The sequence below is a fragment of the Pelagibacterium luteolum genome, assembly GCF_900100665.1.
Taxonomy (GTDB): domain Bacteria; phylum Pseudomonadota; class Alphaproteobacteria; order Rhizobiales; family Devosiaceae; genus Pelagibacterium; species Pelagibacterium luteolum.
Genome location: NZ_FNCS01000024.1, coordinates 1 through 20,890, shown reverse-complemented (window position 1 = coordinate 20,890; position 20,890 = coordinate 1). Strand labels below are relative to the sequence as shown.

Genomic DNA, 20,890 nt, shown 5'->3' with positions numbered 1-20,890 from the left:
AGCGAACGGGCGCTATGCCAATACCCACTTGCGTTCGACGGCAATTGCTACCGACTGGATCGTCGATACGGTCCCCAATTTTTCTCTTACGGCGCTCAGCTGAAGTTCGACGGCGCGTTCGGTGACGCCGCGTATTATGCCAATCTCCTTGTTGGTTTTGCCTTGTACCAACCACGAAAGACATTCGAGCTGGTAGTGGGTGAGGGGACATTCTGGCGCGTCAAATGCCGTGACGCTCGAGCGCTCGAGGTACCCGTGGAGAAATGCACCGGCGGATAATGCATAAAATTGGTCCGCGGTGAGCACATTCTCACTTGGCGCATCGGGACCCGAAAGTGTTAGGGCGGCACGCATGCCGTACCCGGCTTTGATTGGGATGGTATAGCCAAATCGAATGCCGATCTGACCGGCATCACGCATAAACTGGGCCTGCTGGCGACTATGCGCCAGTACGTTCGATCCGTTTGACCAGCTAAAGGCACTGTTGGCGTGCCGGGCCAGAGTCACGATCGGGTCGATCAACGCGAGCTTCTGGGTGAGATAGCGCCGTTGCCAATCCGAGGGATAATTGGAAATTCCTCGAATATTTGTGTCCTGCAGCCAAAGATAGGTGAACCAGCGAAAACCGTGTCCTCTCGCAAACCGGCGGAGCGCCGCGCGCGTTTCATGGTCATCCGAAGCAACACTGAGCCAGTCGCGCAGCTCGTCCCAACTCGGTCCTTCGCGTTCGTTTCGTCTCATGTTCGTCCCCAAACTGTTTCCGACCGATTACTGCATCGACCTCGAAGGATAGGCCCACCTCTCTTCCAATGTTCACTTCGGAATCCCGAAGTACACTACCCAAGTATTCGCCGCTAGCTTCCCTAATCGTAATTGAGGGGACTAGAAATGGAAGTCAGAGTGATCACGGGCCAGAGCGAAAACACTGAACTGCTCACCAAAATGTACCAGTTGCGTGCCAAGATCTTTTCAAAGCGTCTCGGCTGGTCGGTAAATGCCGATCACGGCATCGAAAGAGACGAGTTTGACACGTTCAAAGCCAGATACATACTCGTCACGTCCGATAAACACGTTGTTGGCTGCGCGAGATTTTTAGATTTCTCACAGTCCACAATGGTCGCATCTCACTTTGCCGATCTCCTGGACAGTTCCGCGCCGATTTGCACACGTGCGGCAGTCGAAAGCAGCCGATTTTGCATCGATACCGAAGCCCTGCGTTTCAAGAGCGGTGATGCGAGCGGCCGCAAGGCCACGGGCTTGCTGATATCGGCGATGATCGGATGGGCGGCCCTTCACCGCTACAAAGCTATTGTGACCGTGACCGATGTCGGCATCGAGCGCCTGCTGCGCCGCTTGAATGTCCCGTTTGAACGCCTCGGCAGGCCGCGGCGCATAGAACAGACCATGGCAGTTGTAGGTCAGGTCGATATCGCGGCCGCGCAAGCGCATCCAATAAAGGCCGCCGCGCTTGATGCTAGAGCAATCGGCTCTGTTTCGGCGTCTGCCTGAGCGCATCATGATAAATCCAGATGCTCTCAATCGCTTAACCGAAAGTGTTCGGTCTGCCCTCGGCCCCACAATTTGTGCAGCGCTTGATGATCCAACGGTGGTCGAAATTATGGTTAACCCCGATGGCCGCGTCTATATCGAACGTATGGGGTCGAGCGCGGATTACGCAGGCACAATGGCTGCGGAGAACAGCGAACTCGTCATCGGCGCCGTTGCCCATCTCCTCTCCAGCGTCGTGACCACAGCGCGCCCAATTATTTCAGGTAAGCTACCGATCGGCGGACATCGCTTTGAGGGCCTAATCCCTCCGGCCGTGGCGCGTGCAGCGTTCACCATACGAAAACGCGCACCTTTTGCGATAAGCCTAGCACGGTATGTCGAGCAAGCGATCATGACCGATCGGCAGGCCGAAATTCTCCGTGGGGCCATCCGCGCTCGACAGAACATTGTGGTCGCTGGCGGCACGGGAAGCGGGAAGACCACGCTTTGCAACGCGCTTCTTGGGGAACTTGTCGCGCTTGCGCCCCATGATCGCCTCGTGATCTTGGAGGATACTCCTGAAATCCAGTCCGCCGCAGAAAACCATGTCTGCCTGAATACGACCGACACCGTTGATATGAGCCAGTTGCTCAAGACAACGCTTAGACTAAGGCCTGACCGGATTATCGTAGGCGAAGTCCGCGACGGAGCGGCTCTTACGCTTTTGAAGGCTTGGAACACAGGTCACCCAGGCGGCGTCACAACTCTGCACGCAAACTCGGCACGCACCGCTTTGATCCGGCTAGAACAGTTGGTTGCAGAAGTGTCGGTCCAAACGATGCGATCTGTGATCGGAGAGGCAGTGGATCTTGTCATTGCGATCGAGCGTGCGCCTGAGGGCCGCCGCGTGAGCGAGATCATCGAAGTTCAGGGCGCCGCCAGCGGCCAATTCGACACCCGCACCCTGAGTCACACGCCTAGCCCACAATCTCGAAGGTCCGATCATGCTGCATAGAACGCTATCCATTCTAGTCGTCTCCACGACGATATTTGTCGCATTCGAGCCCGCAATGGCTGGGGGAGGGGGCGGGCTGCCCTGGGAAGCGCCGCTTGAGCAAATTCAACAGTCGATAACCGGACCGGTTGCGGGCGCCATTGCGTTAGCAGCAGTCGCCATAGCGGGTGCGATGCTAATCTTTGGCGGTGAGCTCAACGACTTCGCGCGCCGGCTGGTCTTTATTGTGTTGGTTGCAGGGGTCTTGCTGGGTGCGGCACAGATTGTCTCGCTTTTTGGTGCGTCTGGCGCTGCAATCGTCGCTCTTCCAGCAGATGCCCACAGCGCCTAGGGGGGCGGACGATGACGGATCCAACCGATGCTCTCGTGCGCACAAACCTTCACCGCGCGCTTTCGCGTCCCAATCTCCTTTTTGGGGCAGATCGCGAGCTGGTCCTTATAACCGGCCTATTGACCGTAATCTTGATCTTCGTGGTCCTCACAGTGCTCTCGGCACTTCTGGGATTGGCGCTCTGGATCGGGATCATTGCGGCTCTACGCATGATGGCCAAACAAGATCCTTTCATGCGTCGCGTCTACGGGCGCCACATTCGCTATCGCAACCATTACAGGCCAACGTCATCGCCTTGGAGAGGAAGGTAGTGTGCTCGCCTTAAACCACTTCCGCCATAGAGAGGCGTCATTTGCCGAACTTGTGCCTTACGCGGCGCTCGTGGACGACGGCATCATGCTTCTCAAAGACGGGTCGCTGATGGCTGGCTGGTACTATGCGGGTCCCGACAGCGAAAGTTCGACCGACATTGAGCGCAACGAGGTCTCCAGACTCCTCAACACCGTTTTGGCGAGGTTAGGCTCGGGTTGGATGATTCACGTCGACGCCATACGTATGCCGACACAGAGCTATCCGGCACGCGACCTCTCCAGCTTTCCCGACCCTGTGAGCGCTCTGATCGAAGAGGAAAGACGCGCACATTTTGAGCGCGCAGATGGTCATTTTGAGAGCAAACATGCGCTCACACTGACGTATCGAGAACCTCAAGTGAGAAAACAGGAGATAACGCGCTACCTTTATTCAGACCACCACTCCCGTCATCAGACTACCGCTGACCGTACACTCGAAAAGTTCAAAAGCGCGATTGGCGAGTTTGAACAATACATCAGTAATTTCATCGCGTTAGAGAGGATGCGCACCCGCGCGGTCAGCGAGCGCGCCGGCGCAAGTCCTGCTCAGTACGATGACCTTTTACAGTTCGCGCGTTTTTGCATATCGGGCGAAAATCATCCCGTCCGGCTGCCTGATATTCCTATGTATCTCGACTATCTGGCGACTGCTGAGTTTCACCATGCGCTCACACCGATGGTTGATGGACGCTACATCGGGGTCGTATCGATCGACGGTTTCCCAGCGCAAAGTTGGCCAGGAATTTTAAACAGCTTGGACTTGATGGCGCTGTCCTATCGCTGGTCCTCTCGCTTTATATTTCTTGATCCTTTGGAGGCACGTCAAAAGCTCGAGCGGACCAGAAAAAAATGGATCCAGAAGGTGCGACCCTTCATGGACCAGCTTTTTCAGTCCAATGCTGGGGCGTTGGACCAAGATGCGGCCCTTATGGTCTCGGAAAGTGAAGACGCAATTGCCTCGGCGAATTCCCAGCTGGTTGCATACGGCTATTACACTCCAGTCGTTATCGTGTTCGACACTGACCGCTCGAGACTGGACGTCCATTGCGAACAGATCCGTCAACAGATCCAGGCCGAAGGGTTTGGCGCCCGGATAGAGGGCCTCAATGCGACTGAAGCATATCTGGGCAGTTTGCCAGGCAATTGGTACGCAAATGTTCGCGAACCCCTAATCCATACCCGCAACCTTGCTGACATGTTGCCGTTCAACGCTGTCTGGTCCGGGGAGGGGGAGTGTCCTTGCCCATATTATCCTCCAAACTCGCCGCCATTGACCCAACTGGCCTCGGGATCCACACCGTTCCGTCTCAATCTTCACGTTGACGACGTCGGCCATACATTGGTCTTCGGTCCCACGGGCTCTGGTAAGTCGACATTGCTGTCGCTTATCGCAGCTCAATTCAGGCGCTACGCGAATGCCCAGATCTTTGCGTTCGACAAAGGCATGTCACTATATGGCCTGACTGCGGCCGTGGGTGGACATCACTACGCTTTAGGAAGTGATGAAGCGCCCGCATTCGCACCACTGTCCAACTTGGAGACGGGTGCGGATCGCGCGTGGGCCGTGGAATGGCTCGAAACCTTGATCCGATTACAAGGCGGCATTGTTGATCCCGATTCCAGGAATGCTATCCACCATCACATCACGCTGATGACACGATCGCGGCACCGCTCCCTCTCCAACTTCGTGTCGGGTGTTCAAAAAGAAGCTATAAAACAAGCACTTGAGCCTTTCACTTTAGACGGCCCCATGGGATTGATGCTTGACGCCGAAAATGACGGCCTTGAGCTTAGTGCGTTCCAAACATTTGAAATTGAAGAGCTCATGAACATGGGCGACAGAAGCCTTATCCCGGTGCTGCTCTACTTGTTCCGCCGCATAGAAAAAAGCTTGGATGGTCGCCCCAGCCTGATCATTATCGATGAGGCATGGCTGGTGCTCGGCCACGGTGTATTTCGCGACAAGATACGCGACTGGCTCAAAGTGTTGCGCAAAGCAAATTGTGCCGTGGTGCTTGCGACACAGTCGATCTCGGACGCCGCCGATTCCGGGATTATGGACGTCATAAAAGAAAGCTGCCCAACAAAAATTTGCCTTCCGAACGGTGCTGCCCGCGACAGCGATAGCCGTAGGTTTTACGAGCGATTGGGATTGAACGAGCGTCAGATAGAGATCATTGCAACGGCAACGCCAAAGCAAGATTATTACGTCGCATCGCCCCAGGGGCGCCGACTTTTCAATATGGCGCTGGGACCGGTTGCACTGGCGTTTGTCGGTGCATCTGGCAAAGCCGACATCAGACAAATCACGGCGTTGCGGGCGGCGCACGGTGAGGCATGGCCCACACATTGGCTCCACGCCCGGGGTGTCAGCCATGCGACTTAAATCGCCAATGGCGAGTGTCATCTTTTGGGCGCTCTCAACCCATTCTGGATCCGCCGGCATCGCAGTTGGCGGGGCGACGGAATGGACCCAAATTCTCAACAACCTCCAATTGGTCGAGCTCGCAGGAACCAATATGGAGCAGGTTGCGCAAAATCTTGAACAAATATCCCATCAGGCGACCCAGATCGAAAATCAGCTCGATCAGTACAAAGTCATGCTTCAAAATCTAGAACGGCTACCAGAAAACATCTGGGGCAACGCCGTCGGTGATCTCAATTTGCTGCAGCGCATAGTGGCTCAAGGGGAGGGCATTGCCTTCTCGCTTGGGGGGCTTGACGATGTATTGGCCCAACGCTTTCCAAGCTACGCCAGTCTTGAGACCGGATTGAACCACGGTCACGATTTTTCTGGTGAGTACGCCAGTTGGTCCCAGGCCAATCGCGACACGATCGCTGGCACGCTCGCGTCTGCGGGACTAACCGCGCAGCAGTTCGAGTCTGAATCTCAAACCCTTTCTCAACTGCACGCTCAATCAGCGTCTGCGAGCGGCCAAATGCAAGCTCTTCAGACGGGACATGCAATCGCCAGCCAGCAGGTGGCGCAAATCCAGAAACTGCGCGCCCTTATCGCACAGCAAACTGTAATGATGGGCACATGGTACCAGTCCGAGCAGACCCAATCAGACCTCGCCCAAGCGCGCCGCAACCAGTTTTTCAGCGCAACGCTCCCCGCGCTTGAGGGGCGCCAAATGCAGATTTTGGGCCGATGAAGGTGACAGCAAAACCCACGAGCGGCCAAGATACGCGCTCGTTGGGCAGATCAATCAAGCGAAGCTGCTGTCGCAAGGTGCAACCACGCCATTTTGCGCTTTGCCACCGCCAAACCAGCGCGAGGGCAGGGGGGCAGGGCGCCCGCCTGATTTTCATTGCCATTTCGTTCGGTGTCGCACTCGCGCCTCAGGTCGGTTTTGCGCAAGTTGATGGCGGATTGTTAGAGAGCCTTGAAGATCAGATCGTAAGCGCGACGCGAGACTGGGAAACTCAGGTCCTTTCGGCTGCAAGAAGCCTTTTTTGGACGCTTGCGAGCATCGAAGTTGGGATCGCCGCGGTATGGTTAGCCATACAGGCACCAGCCATTGAGGCATGGTTTGCCGAATTGGTCCGACGGATTTTGTTCATCGGCTTTTTCTTGTTCGTGCTTCAATCGGGTCCCGATTTCGCATGGGCGATCGTGGACTCGTTGTTCGCTCTAGGCTCTGAACGCGGTTCTGCGTCGCCCTCTGGAGTTTTCAACGCTGGCATAAGCGTTGCTGGAAAGCTCGGTGAGAACGTTCGTTTTGGTCTTTGGGAAGACAACCTTTTAGGCATGGCGTCGATCATAGCAATGGCGATCGTTGTCGTCTGCTTTTCGTTGGTGTCAGCCCTTTTCGTATCTGTTCTTGCTGAAATGTATGTCGGGCTGCTTGCCGGGATGATCATGCTGGGGCTGGGCGGTTCGTCATACACCAAAGACTTTGCCATTCGATATCTTGTCTATGCCTTCTCGGTCGGCATGAAGCTTATGGGGTTGGTGATGATAGCCAAGATCGGCTCGGACATTTTGATTGGTCTCGCCGAAAACGCGGACTTTACCGGCGAGGAGCAGATCATGACGGCCCTCGCGATCGGGGGCATCTCGATCGTCGTCTTTATGATTGCGCTTCAGGTTCCGACGATTATCCAGGGCATGGTCCAGGGCGTTTCGACATCAACCGGGCACGAAGCTCTGCGCTCAGGATCCCAGCTTGCAACATTTGCCGCGCTAGGGGCAGGGGCCGGCTTAGGGATTGGCGGCCTTGCGAAGGGCGCAGCCACAGCCGCTGGACACTCAAAGGCAGCAGGGGAAGGGCCGGCGCGCCAATCAAAAGCTGCCTTGAGCGCCGTGAGCGGTTCGCTTGCCTCTGCGGCGGGTGACAAGATGGTGGGGCTCCCCGGCGCCCGTAGCGGGACGACTTTGGGTTTGGCCAATCAGAAGCTTCGTGACGCGCAGCCGACCTTTATACGCTCGTCCGGTAGCACCTGAGCACTCCTACACACACCCAACTCAAGGGCACACTATGGCAAAGGCCGTCCCAGAGAACCCATATATCGCGGCGCGCCAGGAATGGTCTGAACGATATGGCCAGTATGTCCGTGCAGCTGAGGCGTGGAGAGTTGTGGCCATGTTGGCGATGGGGATGGCCATCATCGGTTTCGGATATGCCCTTTATCAGTCGACCCAAGTAAAGTTTGTACCTTACATCGTGGAAGTCGATCAGCACGCCAATGCAGTCCTCGGTGGGTTTCCCGGGCAAATCGAGTATGCCGACGAACGCGTCGTTCGCGCCATGCTGGGCCAATGGGTCTCAAACTTTAGATCGGTCACACCCGATACGGTTGTTCAGACGGGTTACATTAATCGCACCTACGCCCTGCTTCGCCGCCAGGACCCCTCCACGGCGAAGGTAAGCGCTTGGTTTCGCAACCAATCCCCATTTGACGCTGCGCGCGAACGGACAGTTTCGGTTGAAGTCAACAGCGTCGTAGCGCTGTCCGGTGAGACCTACCAGATCGACTGGACCGAAATCGAACGTGATCGCTCAGGACGGGAGGCTGCCAACCGTCGGTGGCGTGGCATTGCGACCGTTGTTCTCTCGCCGCCCCAAGACGAAGCCATCATCCGGCTTAACCCGATCGGGCTCTATCTGGCCGATTTTGAATGGACGGCACAACTCTGACCCTCATTTCGGAGATCTAGTGATGATTGCGAGACATTTGCACCTGCGCGATTTGGGCGTGGCGCTTTTAAGTCTTATGCCGAGTGTAGCTTTTGCAGATGGGTCAAGTGGCCACACAGCGATTGATATCTCGGAGCGTTGGCAAGATCGGGCTGCCATCGTAACCCATGGCGCAGACGGTGCGGTAAATTACCTCTATGGCCAGTCTCAACCCATCTTGATCTGCTCGCCGCTCCATCTGTGCGAGGTCGCACTTCAGGCCGGCGAGGTTGTGAACGACGTACTTGTGGGAGATACGGTGCGTTGGCAGATCGAGGTTGCAACGTCAGGCTCGCCCCAAGGGCAACGCGTCCATCTCGTGGTCAAGCCCGCAGAGCCTGGGCTCGAGACCTCTATGGTGGTCACCACCTCACGCAGGACCTACCACATCGCGCTCAAGTCCGGCCAACGCGACTATATGGCGAGAGTGGCATTCTCATATCCTGAAGAGATCCGCCAGAGCATAGACATCGCCAATCAGCGGCTCAGGGACAGCATCATTCCTGGAGCCGGTCTACCCGCTGAACATCTCAATTTTGATTTCTCGGTGACCGGATCTGCCCGCTGGAAACCAACCCGCGTGTATTCCGACGGCGTTAAAACCTACATCCAGTTCCCGAGCCATCTTGCAAGTGGGGACGCCCCGGTCCTTTTCATCCAAGACCATGGTGAGGAGCAGATCGTAAATTACCGCCTCCAGGGCACGATGATAATCGTTGATTACCTCGTTGACCGAGCGATCCTATTGAGCGGTGTGGGGCCAAACCAACAGCGCATTTCAATCGAGCGAAGGAGCTAGCCGTGGCGATCTTCAATTCGGCAGGACCGCTCTTGTCGCTGGCCTTTGTCACACTCGGGCTCGCAGGATGTACGTCAACGGGAGGTGGATATTTTGAGGCGGGTTCGAGTATCGACGCGCTTGCGCTCAGCGAGCCCGCCGCGACGGTTATTGCCAGCGACATGGCGGACCAAATTGCTCAAAATCTAGGGCCGGGCACAACGACAGTCGCTTTGCATACAGACAACTCGGCTATGTCTGTTGCTCTAGACGCCCGTTTGCGAGCTCATGGCTTTGCCGTCACGTCCAACATTGCGAGCGAAGATGTTTTTGCGATCGCATATAGTGTGTCAGGGCAAAGCGAGGAGATATTTGTCCGCATCACAACACCCGAGCTCGAAATGGCGCGCGCCTACGCGGTGACACCGTTTGGGGTGGACCCCATCACGCCCATATCGATCCTGCGTCGAGCGGCCAGCTAGGCGAGGGATCGTATGAGTTCACTCGATCTCAACAGCCAAGCGTCCAACGGTTCAGATCTGCGCCGCGTCAATCGGTTGCCGATTATAGTGGTTGTGGCCCTTTTCATCGTGTTTTCGAGCGTGGTTGTTTGGGGATTATCTGACCGGGGGAGTGGGCGCGCCAACTCGAGCCCGTCAAATGCGCCCGGGATGCCGGCTTCCGATCTGGCGGACGCTTTGACCGAGGGCGTGCGCCCTGGGATTGTCGAAGCTCCGCGCCAGGACCTGCCGCGGGCTGAGCCGCCGGCGGCTTTTGAGCCACCCTTGCCTGCCAATTCAAATCCTTTCCAGGGCGCACCCGAACTTGAGGGGTCACGAGAGGTCGAGCAGATCGGCTTCTCACAGACATCTCAAAGGGACGAAGGATGGCAGGACGCTCTAGCGCGCGAGCTCGCAGAGGCCGAGCTCAGAGAGCGAAACCGCCAACATCTCGCTTCACTTCAGGCCCAGCACACAGCAGCGTCCAGCCCGCTATCGGTGGATTTGAGCGCGATCGAGGGCCGGCAAACAGCGTCAGAGGCCGGTTCGCTCCTGTCCCATGCCGGTTCAAGCATTTCAGCTCAAAATGGGTCCGCAATCCTAAGCGAGGCGATCAGGGCAAGACTTGCTCAGCAAATGGACTTTTTGCACGATAGCGCGCTCAATGGAGGGCCAGGTGAGCAGGGCACCGTCTATGACCGAAACGATGACAGCCTGGTGCCGGCCCATGCTTCACCCTTCGCGTTGGCGCGAGGTTCGGTTATCCCAGCCACTCTCATTTCGGCGATAAATTCAGATCTCCCGGGTCCCATCAGTGCTCAAGTGCGCCAGCATGTATACGACAGTGCCACGGGCCACCACCTTCTCATTCCGCAGGGGTCAAGGCTCGTCGGCCGCTACGAGTCAAATGTGGGCTTTGGGCAGACCCGCGTTTATGCCGTTTGGTCTGATATCGTATTTCCAGACGGTACAACACTCGAGTTGGGCGACATGAGCGGGATGGACGGCGCAGGGCGCAGGGGCTTTAGCGACCGGGTCGACAATCGATATCTCGAGACTTTTGGAGCTGCAGCACTGACTGCCCTACTGGGGACGGGCCTTGATCTTGCGTCTCCGCGCCCTGATCCCGGTCAAGGCGGTGATCTCTGGTCGACGGGGCGATCAAACATTGCCGACAGTTTTGGTCGCGTGGCCGAGCAAACGATATCCCGTAGTCTGGACGTTTCGCCGACCCTTGAAATACGCTCGGGCTACCGGTTCAACATTTTCGTTGAGCGCGACATCACCTTTCCAATCCCTTACGGTCCCTAGAGCGCCCTATGGTTTGGAACACCGTCTCAAAGTCTGTCTAGCGCAGGCACAGGAACTCCTATGCAGTCCAAAATCACCTTTCGCGTACCCGAGGATTTGGCACAAGGGTTTGAAGCCTTTATCGCGGAAAATTCGCAGACCAACGGCACGCGACAAGATGCAATGCGCTTCATCCTTCGCGACTGGCTCTTGGCGAAAGGCTATCTTGAGGCGAACGGGGGGGACGGCGCGAAATAGAGCCGCGATGCGCGGCAGCGTCCCCTTCCAGGGTGATAGCCGCCGACGTTTTCGTGCATGATCGCGCTCTGAGCTCGGCCGCTAGCGACTTCGTCATCATTTAAAAATCTGTCTGAACGGCTTCGGGTTTCCCCAGTGGCAATCGCCCCATATTTGCGCGACGCTCACATTGCTGGTGGCGGACTGACCGCGGAGGAAAGCAAGTTTGACATGGGTGTTGATCGCCTCAACTGACGCTGATTTCTACTTGCTGCTCTCCCATATTTTGGAGGAGTCCGGATTTGGGGTCACACTTGCAAGCAGCGCCGAGGAGGTCCTGCACTTTAGCGCCGAACTCAGTCCTCTCGCCATCCTTTTGGACTGTCGGCCTGGTGAGGTGCTCCCATTCGAGGTTTGCACCCGCTTAAAGCAAGAAGCTGTGCCTTTGGGAATTTTGACTGTCGCTTTGATCGGGCCCGGTGCTGAGCATTTGCACATCGACCTCATCAAAGCAGGTATCGACGAAACGTTCGTGCGGCCCATGTCACCAAGCAAGCTCATCGGATTTCTTGGAGCGATCGCGCGGCGCAAAGGTCATGCGTATACGCCCAGCGATGGCAGGACACTTTTGAGGGCCGGCGAAATCACTCTCGATCCACGCCAGCATCGTGTGACACGACAGGACAAGGAAATTCACCTTGGCCCGATTGAATTTAGGCTCTTACGCCATTTGATGGAAAATGCGGGGCAGGTCGTGGCTCGGCAGGCGCTGATCAGCGCTGGTTGGGACGAGGGACGGTTCGTCGACACGCGAACGGTGAACGCTCATGTGGGGCGATTGCGCCGCGCGCTCACCGGTGGCGGCCCTGACCGCATTCGCACGGTGCGTTCCGCTGGATATATGTTCGATGACCGCTAGCAGAACAGCTCGGCCTCGGTTTGGAAGCGGTTCGCATCTGATCATCGACAATTGCGCGATTATTACCGGAGACGGACACAGCCATTTTCCTCTTGGATATCTCGAGATTAAAGACGGTCACATAAGCGAAATCGGCTCGGGGCGTTACGAGCATGCCCCTCCCGACGAGGCCATACTGTTTGACGCGCAAGGCGCCATGACACTACCTGGCGTTATTAATGCTCACGCTCACGGTTGCATGTCGGGTCCGCTCATGCCGAGTGGCTCCATCTCCTCTCGAGATCACGATATCGAGTACCAGAAAAACCGGCACCTTCTGGGCGGCACCACAACGTTGCTCAACGTGTGCGGCTTTAGCCTTTCCAGATCGCGTGCAGAGCGGACCCATCCTATCGATGTGCGATGGACGAGTGCACATACACCGGCTTCGAAAGCAGCGGCTCTGGCTGTGGATGGGACGGGACTTTTAGCCGAGCACCTGAGCGCGAGCATCACTACGGCGATCGAACAGGGTGCGGTTGGATTAGGGGAGGGGGGAGGCGGCCAAACACTGGGTGGTGGTGCCCAGGACTACAAATTCATTCCCGCGGCCATCTTGAAACACACCGGTGTTTCGCTTGATGCTCATACGGCAGGCAGGCTAAAAAACATGCTTTTCGGTCGAGATCTCATGGGCAAGGATCGCGCACCCTGGAGCGATTTCGTCACGCTGTGCGAGCAATTGGGGCTGGTTGAAACCCATGACGCGCACTCTATCGCCGCGGTCATGTCGAGCACTGTCTTGCCCTCCGTGGGCAAGGCGCTGAAAGGGCTTGAGGAACTTGCACACTGGTCGAGCAAGACCGGGCTACCCGCGCTTCTTCACACCGCGGCGCCCTCAGCTCGCGCTGTCGTCGATCTGGCTCAAAAATATCCCGAAGCATGCTTGATTGCGGCGCACTGCAATCATCCATCCTTTACGCCTCAAGAATCGGTTCAACTTGCAACTGAACTCAAATCTCTGGGGGTGGCAATTGAGGCCTGCACGCTCGACACCATCACGACGCGCTGGCGAAACAGTGCAGATAACCTAGATGCTTTGGTCAACGCCGGCCTGGTTGATATTCTCTCAACCGATTATGCGGGCGGGCATTGGGATGGCTTGCTTGAAGCGATCCACCGTATAGTCAGATTGGGCCAGATGGCCATGGCTGAGGCCGTGGCGCTTGCGACCGGAAACGTGGCGCGTCTTTTTCCCGATTTTGCCGACCGAGGTCAATTGACGATAGGAAAGCGGGCCGATGTCGTCATTGCTGACAGCAGGAACCTGGGACGCGTACGCCATGTGCTCATCGGCGGTAAAATTGTTGTCCGAGACGGTATCGTCGTTGGCTAACACCAGACGCTCGGCGAAGAGTTACGACTATAGGGTGCCGCCCCTCACGGCGTTCCGACAGTCATGCACGACTGGAGGTGCAGGCGGTTGTGCTAAAGCCTTGGCATAGAGGGAGATAGTCCTGACTTAACGTCACCGCTCACCGATAGGGTTACCCGTGTCACCGCTAAAGGTATTTGTAGAGCACACTTAAAGAGGTCCTTTCGGCCGTTAGAGCGCAAATAAGAGCCTGGACGCGTTTGTGCGAAATTTTGCCCTTCGCAATGGCGTAAAATTTCTCTTCAAGTTCCCCTCGCTCCAATACAATTGGCGGAACGCTTGGTGGTGATGCAAGTCTGTCGCCTGACCGGGTACGCACACTCAATTGGGCTAGTGTTTTTGCGGGAAACTGACGATCCAGCTCGGGGCGGACTGTCAGGTTGATTTTGCCGGCCAATGCGGACACCTGGTCATTGAAAAGCATGTCCGTTTTCAACTCCAAAAGGGCTTGGGGCCCGAAAAGGATCAGCATGGCCAGGCAGTAGGGCAGACTAAACTGGATATCGACCAAACTATCAGGCCGGACCTTGTTGGATAGCTTTAGGGCCCATGCAAAGGTTTGCACTTCAATGGTCACGATCTGTGCGACGTCGATGGATCTGGAGCCAAACTGGCGTTGCCACGCATCAAGGGCGGGATGAATATAGCGACAACACGCATACCGTTTGAAATAGGTGGCAAGAATTCCATTGGGAGCGTCTGGAACAGACGAAAGCTCCGCGCTCGTGTAGTGCGTCTCAAAATCGAAAAGATCTGTCGGCCCGGTAAAGCCATCTCTGGCCAAGTGAATGGCGGTCACTGCCTGGAAGACGCTGATAGGGATGCCTTCCTTTGCCCAGTTCCCGGTCTCATTTGCATACCCCGAGCTTCCATTTGCCAATTGGTTGGGCGCCCACACACCTGCAATCGCAAATGCGTTGGCCAATTGATTTAAGGTCAGCTGCTGCAAGCGGCCGCACGCAGCGACAACCCCAAATCCAGCCCACCGTCCCGACTGGTGCGTTTTAATCATTGCTGGATTTTGCGCTCGGGCAATTCGGACCGAGATTTCGTACCCTATTGCGATCGCAGCGAGCACTTGGCGATCCGTTAATCCTCTTCCCTCGGCGACCGCCAGCACTGCTGGTATTATGGCGGAGCCTGGGTGGCCCCGAGCACTTCTGTGACCGTCATCGAGATCCAGTGAAGACGCTGCCATAGCATTGCAGAACGCAGCGCCGGCGAGCGTTGAAGATTTGTCACTGAACCAGATTTTCGATTTTCCGTGACCAAAGAGCACGCCGGTCTTGCCTCGTGCGGCCGCTGCAGATAGCGCCGATTGGCCCGCAAGCGCGGACGCGACACTGTCGAGGACACAGTCCAGTGCCTTTGCGATTACCTCATCGGAAAGATGGTTTTCATCATAGGTCAGCACCCATTGGGCGAGCTGATTGCTCAGGGAGTCAGTCATCGCACTGCGCCGTTGGCCCGCAACGAGAGACAAACGCCTCATAAACGTGCTGAGCGACGTAGAGATCAAGGCTTGGCAGGCCCACGCACGTAATGTGAGCGGGACGATCAATGAGGCTTTTGTCCTTTATCAGGTCAGCGAGACCTTTTACGCCCCAGCGTTCTGCCACCATCTGCAGCGAGCCATGTCCATCTGCGCAAAACTGCGCCAGGGATGATGACGCCCGCTCTGAGACCATCTCAATGTCGTCGCAGGCAAGCATGCCGCGTTCCAGCATGTCCTTAATGCAACCAGTTGGCGTTTCATCACCGCCCAGGTGCAAAACAACCGCTTGTTCATTGAGCGCGCCTTGGGCGAAGACAGGAAATCGGGCGTTTGTCGCGGTGACAACAAGTTTGGCGGTGCCCAATCCATTGGTGTCCACAACGGGCGTTATGGGGAAGGGGAGGTGCGTTAGGCTTTTTGCCAGGCGTTGCGCCGAAGTGAAGGAATGTGCGCGCACAAACAAATGCTCAATTGATCTACCTTTGATTGCCGCCAGCTGAAGACACACCCATTTCGCTATTGGCCCCGCGCCGAACACGAAAACCGAAAAGCGCTCCGAGGCTTGAAAAAACGTCTCCGCCACAATGGAAGCGTAGGTTCCGGTGCGTGCGGCCGAGATCTGGGATCCTGCCATGAGGCACAAGGGCCGCATGGAGAATTTTTCAAACAGCATGATTGTCGATTGCGACCGCTCTAGGCCCAAATGACGGTTCAGTGCATTGGCGCCAACAATTTTAATCGCTGCATATTTGGGACCAACCGCCGTGAGCGCGGAGAGTTTCCATGCCAGTCTCTCGCCAACCAGGCTATCAAGCACGGCTGAGTATTGCGGACTGATCCTCAGCTGGTCATGGGGTGGGTATAGGACTGATTTTTTCCCGGATGTGCGCCCGCGACTGACATCGTGCCACATCTGACGCGCGATCGCGTGCAAGTCATGGGGCTCGAGATAGCCCTCCCATTCTGCGATATCTTTTGCTGTTATAGTGAGCGGAACTACTGCTTCTAGACTGGCTTGCATGGCGTTTCGTCCTCGAAGGGTCTCCTTCAGGGTGACCCTTGTTCGGCAGCGATAAAAGCCAAGCTTTGTCGAAATCGCACGACTGGATCGACGTGCAAGTTTATCTTTGAACCATCTCCCCATCATTGGGCCAGAGGGAAGTGCCTTATGCGTGGGCAGCCTGGGCGTGCGCTCCTGGTATTATCGCTTAGGGACGGCATGCTGGCTGTTACCAGATGAGCGCGTCACCTATAGCTGCCACCAGAGCATCGGGAGTTGGTGCCTGCTCGAGGCCTAAAATCGCTCTTACCGCGTCATTTGTCCGTTCGGCGGTGAGAACAGGTGTTGCGAGACGCGAAAACTTTTCGGTCAGAAGCTCGGTCGAGAGTGGGACTGCCGCCTCGCCTGTAGCGATAAGAACCGACGCCCCCCCAAGCAGATTTTCACCAAGCATGAGTGAGATATCCGCCCCGTGATATTGGCTCGCGCGCCGGGGCCGCAGAAGAATTTTGTTTGTAAGGGGGTGGTTCGCAGCGCGTGCCAACGTTTGTGGTGTGAACCATTGGGGCCCTGGCGGAATTTTGAGCAAAGTGGCTATGATTGCGTGCGGAACACTGAACTGGGCTGCCCACATCGTTTCGGGACGAGGCGTTGAAAACGGTGGCGCACACGCAATTTCGGGCACGGCGGCAATGATCATTTCAATGTCACTGAGCGCGGTCTTTTTCTCAAGACCACCAAACGCTTCCTTTACCGCCTGAGCGCAGGCCTGAATGATCCGGCAGCAACTGAACGCCTTAAAGCCGACGTCGGTAATTTCGAAATGCCTACCAAGGGCTCCCGCGAGCCGTTTAGCGTTGTTTTCCTCGGCGCCGGCCATCGTCCAGAACCCGGTATCGCCCTCAAAAACGTCCAGCGGGCCTTCCATTCCGGCCTTTGCCATGAACGCTGCGGAAACGCCCGCGTGAGCGGCACTGGCAAAATTGTTTTTCGCCATACTTGGGCTTTCGCCGTACACCGTTTTCATCACCGATGGCACTGGCGCGTTGATACCGGCGATGACCAATGCATGGGCCGTTTGAGTTGGGTCAAGACCAAGCAGTTTTGCCGTTGCCGCCGCTGCACCAAATGTCTGCCAGGTCCCGTGACCATGTACTCTTTTTCGAGGCGAGGTGTGTCCAAATGACATGGCCACGCGGCCGCTTACCTCATAGCCAGCAACAATCGCTTGGATCATGTCCTGACCCGAACTCTTAAGGATGGGGGCAACCGAAAGCACAGCACCATTAACTGTCGCGCCCGGATGGCCCTTCCAAAAAATGTCGTCGTAGTCGAGCGCGTTGATCAATAGAGCATGACATGCAGCGCTTGTCGCTGGATCGAGATGACCGCGTCTGACACCTTTTGACGGCGCCATCGGACGTATGGATTGTGCGTAGTGGGAGATCGTTTTGCCCACTGGTGTCTGGTGTCCACCCAAAAGGCATCCCACGGCATCCAGAAGGCAAAGCTTTGCTTTCACCCTCACAGTTTCGGGCAGATCATTGCTGTTTAATCGTGAGACGAATTGACCAAGACGGATAGAGGCGTAATCCATGGTTTTCCCCGGCATTCGCATATGGTTGAGGTGTCGCGGAAGGGGACGCTAGATCGGCGCTCTTGCCTCGACGCATCGCGTGCACTCGGCGAGTGCGCGCCGGTGCTGGTGCATGGGGATCCTGGCGCGGACTTTCTCGATTTCGGCGCGATCAAGCACCGCAGTTACCCAGCCAGTACCGTCCGGAGCGCGCACCGTAACGCCGCCCCAAGGATCGCACACAAGCGATTGACCAAAACAACTACGGATTTCCCCATCAACGCTGGGGTAGGGCCCCCATTGTCCGCACGCGAGAAAATAAGATTGAAACTCGATTGCCCGCGATCGGCATAAGGTCTCCCAGTGATCTCTGCCCGTTTCCTCTGTGAACGCCGCAGGCAGAACGATGACATCGACATGCCTTTTGGAAAGTTCCCAGAACAGGTTTGAAAAGCGGAGGTCGTAGCAGATGGCCGCGCCGATGGTGAAACCGCCCAGATTGTAGACAAGGAGGTTCCGTCCCGGAGCGACGGTATCGGACTCGCCATATCGTCTACCCGATGGGGTGGTGATATCGAACAGGTGCAGCTTTCTGTACCGACCGATCTCTGCACCCTGATCGTTGAACACGACGGTGGTGTTGAAGATTTTGTCCTGCCCGGGCACTTTTTCGAGCATGCTTCCGGCGTGGATGGATATGCCATGAGCGGCTGCAAAACTTGAGAGGACGGAATAGGCCTCTCCGCCAGGCATAAGATCTGCCGCCGCTATTTTTTGCTCAGGCGTTCCGCCTGACCAGTCGAAATGTTCAGGCAAAACGATCAGATCGGGCTGCTCGATCACGACCGCCTGTTTCATAAGGTTTATCGCTTGGGCAAGGTTATGTGCGCGATCGGGTTGGGAATTCATCTGTATGAGGGCGACCTTCATTGGTCATGCTCCTGCTTGAAATCAAATATGGATCGTCCGGCGGCCAGGTGTGCCCGCACGGCTTTCGACAGCTCTTGGCGTTTGAGTGCCTTTTGAGTGACTGCCGCCATATGGCTTGCCTCAGCCACAAAGATTCCGCTGTCATCGGCAAGGACGCAGTAGCCGGCAAGGATAGGCGCTCCCCCACAGGCGATAGGGAAATTGAGTGCGCCCCCGATCGCTATGGTGCGTGACGTGGTCTTCGCCGAAACCCCGTTGCACCAGACTGGCAGGCCGTTTTCGACAATCTCTGTTGGGTCGGTGCACGGACCGTCAACGATTATGCCTGCGGCCCCTTTTGCCTTGGCGGCCGCGGTAACGCCCCCGCCAACGCAGGCGATGTCGTCTTGATCAACGCGGGCGATGACCAACACATCGCCTGGGGTAAGCCTATCGATCGCGGCATAGATGATGCGGCCATCCCGCCCGGGCGCGGCAACAGTCATGGCGCGCCCGGCGATCTTTGCTGGGAACACTGGCCGAATAGCGGCATCGAGAAATCCAAGGGGCTCAAAGTGGCCGATTGTCGCCGTCTCTACATCAGCGAGCCGGTCGATAAGATGAGGATCGAGCTGCGCTGTCATGCGCGCTACACGGTAGAAGTCTTCCATGATGAGTGTACTGACGTTAGACCGGGCGTTCGCCGGCTGTCGTTGTGCGGTGCATGATGCGGATGGACTGGGGATCAAATGAATCCCGGCGATGCATGGTACACCGGTTATCCCACATCATGATGTCGCCCACGTTCCACTGTTGGACAAAGACCTCGTCGGTCGATGTCGTATGGTCCCACAGTTGCGCGAGAAGGTCGGTGCTTTCATCAAGCGGCATGCCGACAATCCAAGCCCCTTGCGACGTTCCGCCGAGATAAAGCGCCTTGCGGCCGGTCTCGCCATGGCTGCGCACAAGGGGATGAACGATGCCCTTCCACTCTCGAAAGTCTTCGGAGCACGGTTCGGTTTGGCCCAGGCGCAGCTTACCGGTCTTGTCATAGACGTTTTGGAAGAAGATCTGCCGCCCGGCGACTGCCTGTTCCAAATGCCGGGGAAGCGTTTCGTAAGCGCTGTAGGTGGACAGAAAATAGGTGTCCCCACCGCTTTCTGGCACCTCTATAGCCCGCAGGATGGCGCCAGCGGGAGGCTTTTCGTAAAACCACGTGTCGGTGTGCCATGTAGCCTCACTGTTGCCCATGGCCCCGCTGGGCTTGCCGTCCTTCATGGCATTGCTGATCACCAAAATTTCCGGATGGGTGGGATGGCCGCCTTCTTGAAGCTGTTTTGGGTGGATAACGAATTCACCGAAATGGGCCGAAAACGCCACTTGCTGGGCGTCCGTGATATTGGCGCGCCGGAACCGTATAACCCCGTGCTGCAACCAAAGCGCACGCACCTTTGCGATATCTTGAGCGGTATAGTTTTCGAAGTCGAACCCTTCGACATCAGCGCAAACATTGCTTGCATGCTGGATCGAGGTGATCTGGTTTTTGACAAGCATTACTGGTCTCCTTGGCTGTGACCCGAGCGGGTGGGTCACAGCCAGGATAGGCCCATCCAGATGAGACTATCCAATATCAATTGGAGTACATTTATGTGCTGGGATGATTAATCAGTCACGCAGCCAGCAGCTGGATGGCCTTGGGATCGACCGTGAGTTGGATCGCATCGCCGATGGCGAGATGGGTTGCGCGCCCCGCGCTGATCAGCGCTTTAAAGACGGTCCCGCTCGCGTGCATTGCCCACACCTCAAGATAGGCGCCAAGATTGACAATTTTGGTGATGTAAACATCGAGGACATTTGTTGATCCGTTGCTCTCGATCCGACTCCCGGACCACCTCATGGCCTCGGGACGGATACAACAAAACCGGCTCTCCCCGTCACGTGCGCATTCATTGTCGATCATGAGTTCAAGGCCGGATTCGAGGCGAACTCGGGCTTCTCCTTGTCTTTCCCGTATTGGGGTGATGTCAAAGATGTTGGATTTTCCAATGAAGTCAGCGACGAAGGTCGTGGCTGGTTTGCGATAGATATCGCTAGAGCGGCACCCGAGCTGAATGAATCGGTGCGGGTTCCCAAATCAACGCGTTTCTGATTCATCATGTTTGCCGGGTGAGGAGGCCGGCGGACATGTCGAAAGCTTTGTCACTCGATCTCCGGACGCGTGTTCTTGCCGCCGTGGCCAGCGGGCTCAGCCATCGCCAGGCAGCTGAACGCTTTGGTGTCAGTGCGGCAAGTGTGAGCCGCTGGAGGGCGCGCCAGCGTGATCAGGGAGCGCCTCTTCCCAAGGCCTTGGGAGGTGATCGTCGATCTGGACGCATCGACGCCTGCAAGGTTTTGATCCTATCGCTGCT

At 56.6% G+C, this 20,890-nt stretch carries 23 protein-coding genes; 15 read left to right on the top strand and 8 right to left on the bottom strand.

The features are described from left to right. Window positions 1–12 precede the first annotated feature (12 nt). The gene (locus BLR31_RS19565; RefSeq protein ID WP_143009461.1) at window positions 13–753 is read right to left on the bottom strand and encodes a helix-turn-helix transcriptional regulator; all 741 of its coding nucleotides are present in this window, start codon (window positions 751–753) and stop codon (window positions 13–15) included. A 135-nt stretch (window positions 754–888) separates the two neighbouring features. On the opposite strand from BLR31_RS19565, the gene BLR31_RS19560 reads away from it, so the two are divergent. The 14 genes from BLR31_RS19560 (at window position 889) to BLR31_RS19500 (ending at window position 13,463) form a co-directional block, all read left to right on the top strand. Further along, window positions 889–1,509, top strand: coding sequence for an acyl-homoserine-lactone synthase (locus tag BLR31_RS19560; protein ID WP_090599601.1), 621 nt, complete (start codon window positions 889–891; stop codon window positions 1,507–1,509). A 7-nt stretch (window positions 1,510–1,516) separates the two neighbouring features. Continuing rightward, a complete protein-coding gene (trbB, locus tag BLR31_RS19555) occupies window positions 1,517–2,503 on the top strand; it encodes a P-type conjugative transfer ATPase TrbB (RefSeq protein ID WP_090599597.1) in 987 nt (328 codons plus the stop codon). Further along, complete coding sequence (locus BLR31_RS19550) at window positions 2,493–2,834, top strand: TrbC/VirB2 family protein (protein WP_090599593.1); 342 nt, start codon at window positions 2,493–2,495, stop codon at window positions 2,832–2,834. The genes trbB and BLR31_RS19550 overlap by 11 nt, the downstream gene beginning before the upstream one ends. An 11-nt stretch (window positions 2,835–2,845) precedes the next feature. Next, window positions 2,846–3,145 (top strand): conjugal transfer protein TrbD, encoded by a 300-nt coding sequence (locus tag BLR31_RS19545; RefSeq protein WP_090599590.1) that lies wholly within the window; start codon window positions 2,846–2,848, stop codon window positions 3,143–3,145. A 1-nt stretch (window position 3,146) separates the two neighbouring features. After that, window positions 3,147–5,570 (top strand): conjugal transfer protein TrbE, encoded by a 2,424-nt coding sequence (locus BLR31_RS19540; RefSeq protein ID WP_090599587.1) that lies wholly within the window; start codon window positions 3,147–3,149, stop codon window positions 5,568–5,570. Next, window positions 5,560–6,339, top strand: coding sequence for a P-type conjugative transfer protein TrbJ (trbJ, locus tag BLR31_RS19535; protein ID WP_210183958.1), 780 nt, complete (start codon window positions 5,560–5,562; stop codon window positions 6,337–6,339). Before BLR31_RS19540 ends, trbJ begins: the two co-directional genes overlap by 11 nt. Continuing rightward, on the top strand, window positions 6,336–7,631 hold the full coding sequence (trbL, locus tag BLR31_RS19530) for a P-type conjugative transfer protein TrbL (protein ID WP_090599580.1): 1,296 nt from the start codon (window positions 6,336–6,338) through the stop codon (window positions 7,629–7,631). The genes trbJ and trbL overlap by 4 nt, the downstream gene beginning before the upstream one ends. A gap of 34 nt (window positions 7,632–7,665) precedes the next feature. Then, window positions 7,666–8,325: a conjugal transfer protein TrbF gene (gene trbF / locus BLR31_RS19525; RefSeq protein WP_090599576.1), complete on the top strand. Its 660-nt coding sequence runs from the start codon at window positions 7,666–7,668 to the stop codon at window positions 8,323–8,325. Window positions 8,326–8,347: 22 nt separating this feature from the next. Continuing rightward, window positions 8,348–9,163: a P-type conjugative transfer protein TrbG gene (trbG, locus tag BLR31_RS19520; protein ID WP_090599573.1), complete on the top strand. Its 816-nt coding sequence runs from the start codon at window positions 8,348–8,350 to the stop codon at window positions 9,161–9,163. A 2-nt stretch (window positions 9,164–9,165) separates the two neighbouring features. Then, on the top strand, window positions 9,166–9,624 hold the full coding sequence (locus BLR31_RS19515; protein ID WP_090599569.1) for a hypothetical protein: 459 nt from the start codon (window positions 9,166–9,168) through the stop codon (window positions 9,622–9,624). Between the two features lie 12 nt (window positions 9,625–9,636). After that, a complete protein-coding gene (trbI, locus tag BLR31_RS19510) occupies window positions 9,637–10,953 on the top strand; it encodes an IncP-type conjugal transfer protein TrbI (protein ID WP_090599566.1) in 1,317 nt (438 codons plus the stop codon). Between the two features lie 60 nt (window positions 10,954–11,013). Next, on the top strand, window positions 11,014–11,190 hold the full coding sequence (locus BLR31_RS21845) for a ribbon-helix-helix domain-containing protein (RefSeq protein ID WP_176762784.1): 177 nt from the start codon (window positions 11,014–11,016) through the stop codon (window positions 11,188–11,190). A 424-nt stretch (window positions 11,191–11,614) separates the two neighbouring features. After that, complete coding sequence (locus BLR31_RS19505) at window positions 11,615–12,088, top strand: winged helix-turn-helix domain-containing protein (RefSeq protein WP_244505156.1); 474 nt, start codon at window positions 11,615–11,617, stop codon at window positions 12,086–12,088. Beyond that, on the top strand, window positions 12,027–13,463 hold the full coding sequence (locus tag BLR31_RS19500) for an amidohydrolase family protein (protein ID WP_176762783.1): 1,437 nt from the start codon (window positions 12,027–12,029) through the stop codon (window positions 13,461–13,463). Before BLR31_RS19505 ends, BLR31_RS19500 begins: the two co-directional genes overlap by 62 nt. A 166-nt stretch (window positions 13,464–13,629) precedes the next feature. Here the strand turns inward: BLR31_RS19500 and BLR31_RS19495 are convergent, their stop codons facing one another. From BLR31_RS19495 to BLR31_RS19465, 7 genes are all read right to left on the bottom strand, one after another. Then, the gene (locus BLR31_RS19495) at window positions 13,630–14,952 is read right to left on the bottom strand and encodes an MmgE/PrpD family protein (RefSeq protein ID WP_176762782.1); all 1,323 of its coding nucleotides are present in this window, start codon (window positions 14,950–14,952) and stop codon (window positions 13,630–13,632) included. Beyond that, entirely contained in the window at window positions 14,945–16,018 is a 1,074-nt protein-coding gene (locus BLR31_RS19490; protein WP_176762781.1) for an ornithine cyclodeaminase, read from the bottom strand. Before BLR31_RS19490 ends, BLR31_RS19495 begins: the two co-directional genes overlap by 8 nt. Before the next feature lie 208 nt (window positions 16,019–16,226). Next, window positions 16,227–17,594, bottom strand: coding sequence for an MmgE/PrpD family protein (locus BLR31_RS19485; RefSeq protein ID WP_176762780.1), 1,368 nt, complete (start codon window positions 17,592–17,594; stop codon window positions 16,227–16,229). A 48-nt stretch (window positions 17,595–17,642) separates the two neighbouring features. Beyond that, a complete protein-coding gene (locus BLR31_RS19480) occupies window positions 17,643–18,503 on the bottom strand; it encodes a carbon-nitrogen hydrolase family protein (protein WP_090599546.1) in 861 nt (286 codons plus the stop codon). Further along, entirely contained in the window at window positions 18,500–19,153 is a 654-nt protein-coding gene (locus BLR31_RS19475) for an RraA family protein (RefSeq protein WP_090599543.1), read from the bottom strand. The genes BLR31_RS19480 and BLR31_RS19475 overlap by 4 nt, the downstream gene beginning before the upstream one ends. 16 nt (window positions 19,154–19,169) lie before the next feature. Then, window positions 19,170–20,036, bottom strand: coding sequence for a TauD/TfdA dioxygenase family protein (locus tag BLR31_RS19470; RefSeq protein WP_090599540.1), 867 nt, complete (start codon window positions 20,034–20,036; stop codon window positions 19,170–19,172). Window positions 20,037–20,151: 115 nt separating this feature from the next. Further along, window positions 20,152–20,442, bottom strand: a complete 291-nt coding sequence (locus tag BLR31_RS19465) for a TOBE domain-containing protein (RefSeq protein ID WP_090599537.1) — start codon at window positions 20,440–20,442, stop codon at window positions 20,152–20,154. A gap of 224 nt (window positions 20,443–20,666) precedes the next feature. On the opposite strand from BLR31_RS19465, the gene BLR31_RS19460 reads away from it, so the two are divergent. Then, window positions 20,667–20,890 (top strand): helix-turn-helix domain-containing protein (locus BLR31_RS19460; protein WP_176762779.1); only part of this gene is annotated, 224 nt, incomplete at its 3' end.

Bases quoted from the DNA above. Each gene is read 5' to 3' on its own strand.
- trbL (WP_090599580.1), top strand. From the start codon at position 6,336: ATGAAGGTGACAGCAAAACCCACGAGCGGCCAAGATACGCGCTCGTTG.
- BLR31_RS21845 (WP_176762784.1), top strand. From the start codon at position 11,014: ATGCAGTCCAAAATCACCTTTCGCGTACCCGAGGATTTGGCACAAGGG.
- BLR31_RS19480 (WP_090599546.1), bottom strand. From the start codon at position 18,503: ATGAAGGTCGCCCTCATACAGATGAATTCCCAACCCGATCGCGCACAT.
- trbG (WP_090599573.1), top strand. From the start codon at position 8,348: ATGATTGCGAGACATTTGCACCTGCGCGATTTGGGCGTGGCGCTTTTA.
- BLR31_RS19475 (WP_090599543.1), bottom strand. From the start codon at position 19,153: ATGGAAGACTTCTACCGTGTAGCGCGCATGACAGCGCAGCTCGATCCT.
- BLR31_RS19490 (WP_176762781.1), bottom strand. From the start codon at position 16,018: ATGCAAGCCAGTCTAGAAGCAGTAGTTCCGCTCACTATAACAGCAAAA.
- BLR31_RS19495 (WP_176762782.1), bottom strand. From the start codon at position 14,952: ATGACTGACTCCCTGAGCAATCAGCTCGCCCAATGGGTGCTGACCTAT.
- trbB (WP_090599597.1), top strand. From the start codon at position 1,517: ATGATAAATCCAGATGCTCTCAATCGCTTAACCGAAAGTGTTCGGTCT.
- trbF (WP_090599576.1), top strand. From the start codon at position 7,666: ATGGCAAAGGCCGTCCCAGAGAACCCATATATCGCGGCGCGCCAGGAA.
- BLR31_RS19470 (WP_090599540.1), bottom strand. From the start codon at position 20,036: ATGCTTGTCAAAAACCAGATCACCTCGATCCAGCATGCAAGCAATGTT.
- BLR31_RS19465 (WP_090599537.1), bottom strand. From the start codon at position 20,442: ATGATCGACAATGAATGCGCACGTGACGGGGAGAGCCGGTTTTGTTGT.
- BLR31_RS19545 (WP_090599590.1), top strand. From the start codon at position 2,846: ATGACGGATCCAACCGATGCTCTCGTGCGCACAAACCTTCACCGCGCG.
- BLR31_RS19560 (WP_090599601.1), top strand. From the start codon at position 889: ATGGAAGTCAGAGTGATCACGGGCCAGAGCGAAAACACTGAACTGCTC.
- BLR31_RS19485 (WP_176762780.1), bottom strand. From the start codon at position 17,594: ATGGATTACGCCTCTATCCGTCTTGGTCAATTCGTCTCACGATTAAAC.
- trbJ (WP_210183958.1), top strand. From the start codon at position 5,560: ATGCGACTTAAATCGCCAATGGCGAGTGTCATCTTTTGGGCGCTCTCA.
- BLR31_RS19550 (WP_090599593.1), top strand. From the start codon at position 2,493: ATGCTGCATAGAACGCTATCCATTCTAGTCGTCTCCACGACGATATTT.
- trbI (WP_090599566.1), top strand. From the start codon at position 9,637: ATGAGTTCACTCGATCTCAACAGCCAAGCGTCCAACGGTTCAGATCTG.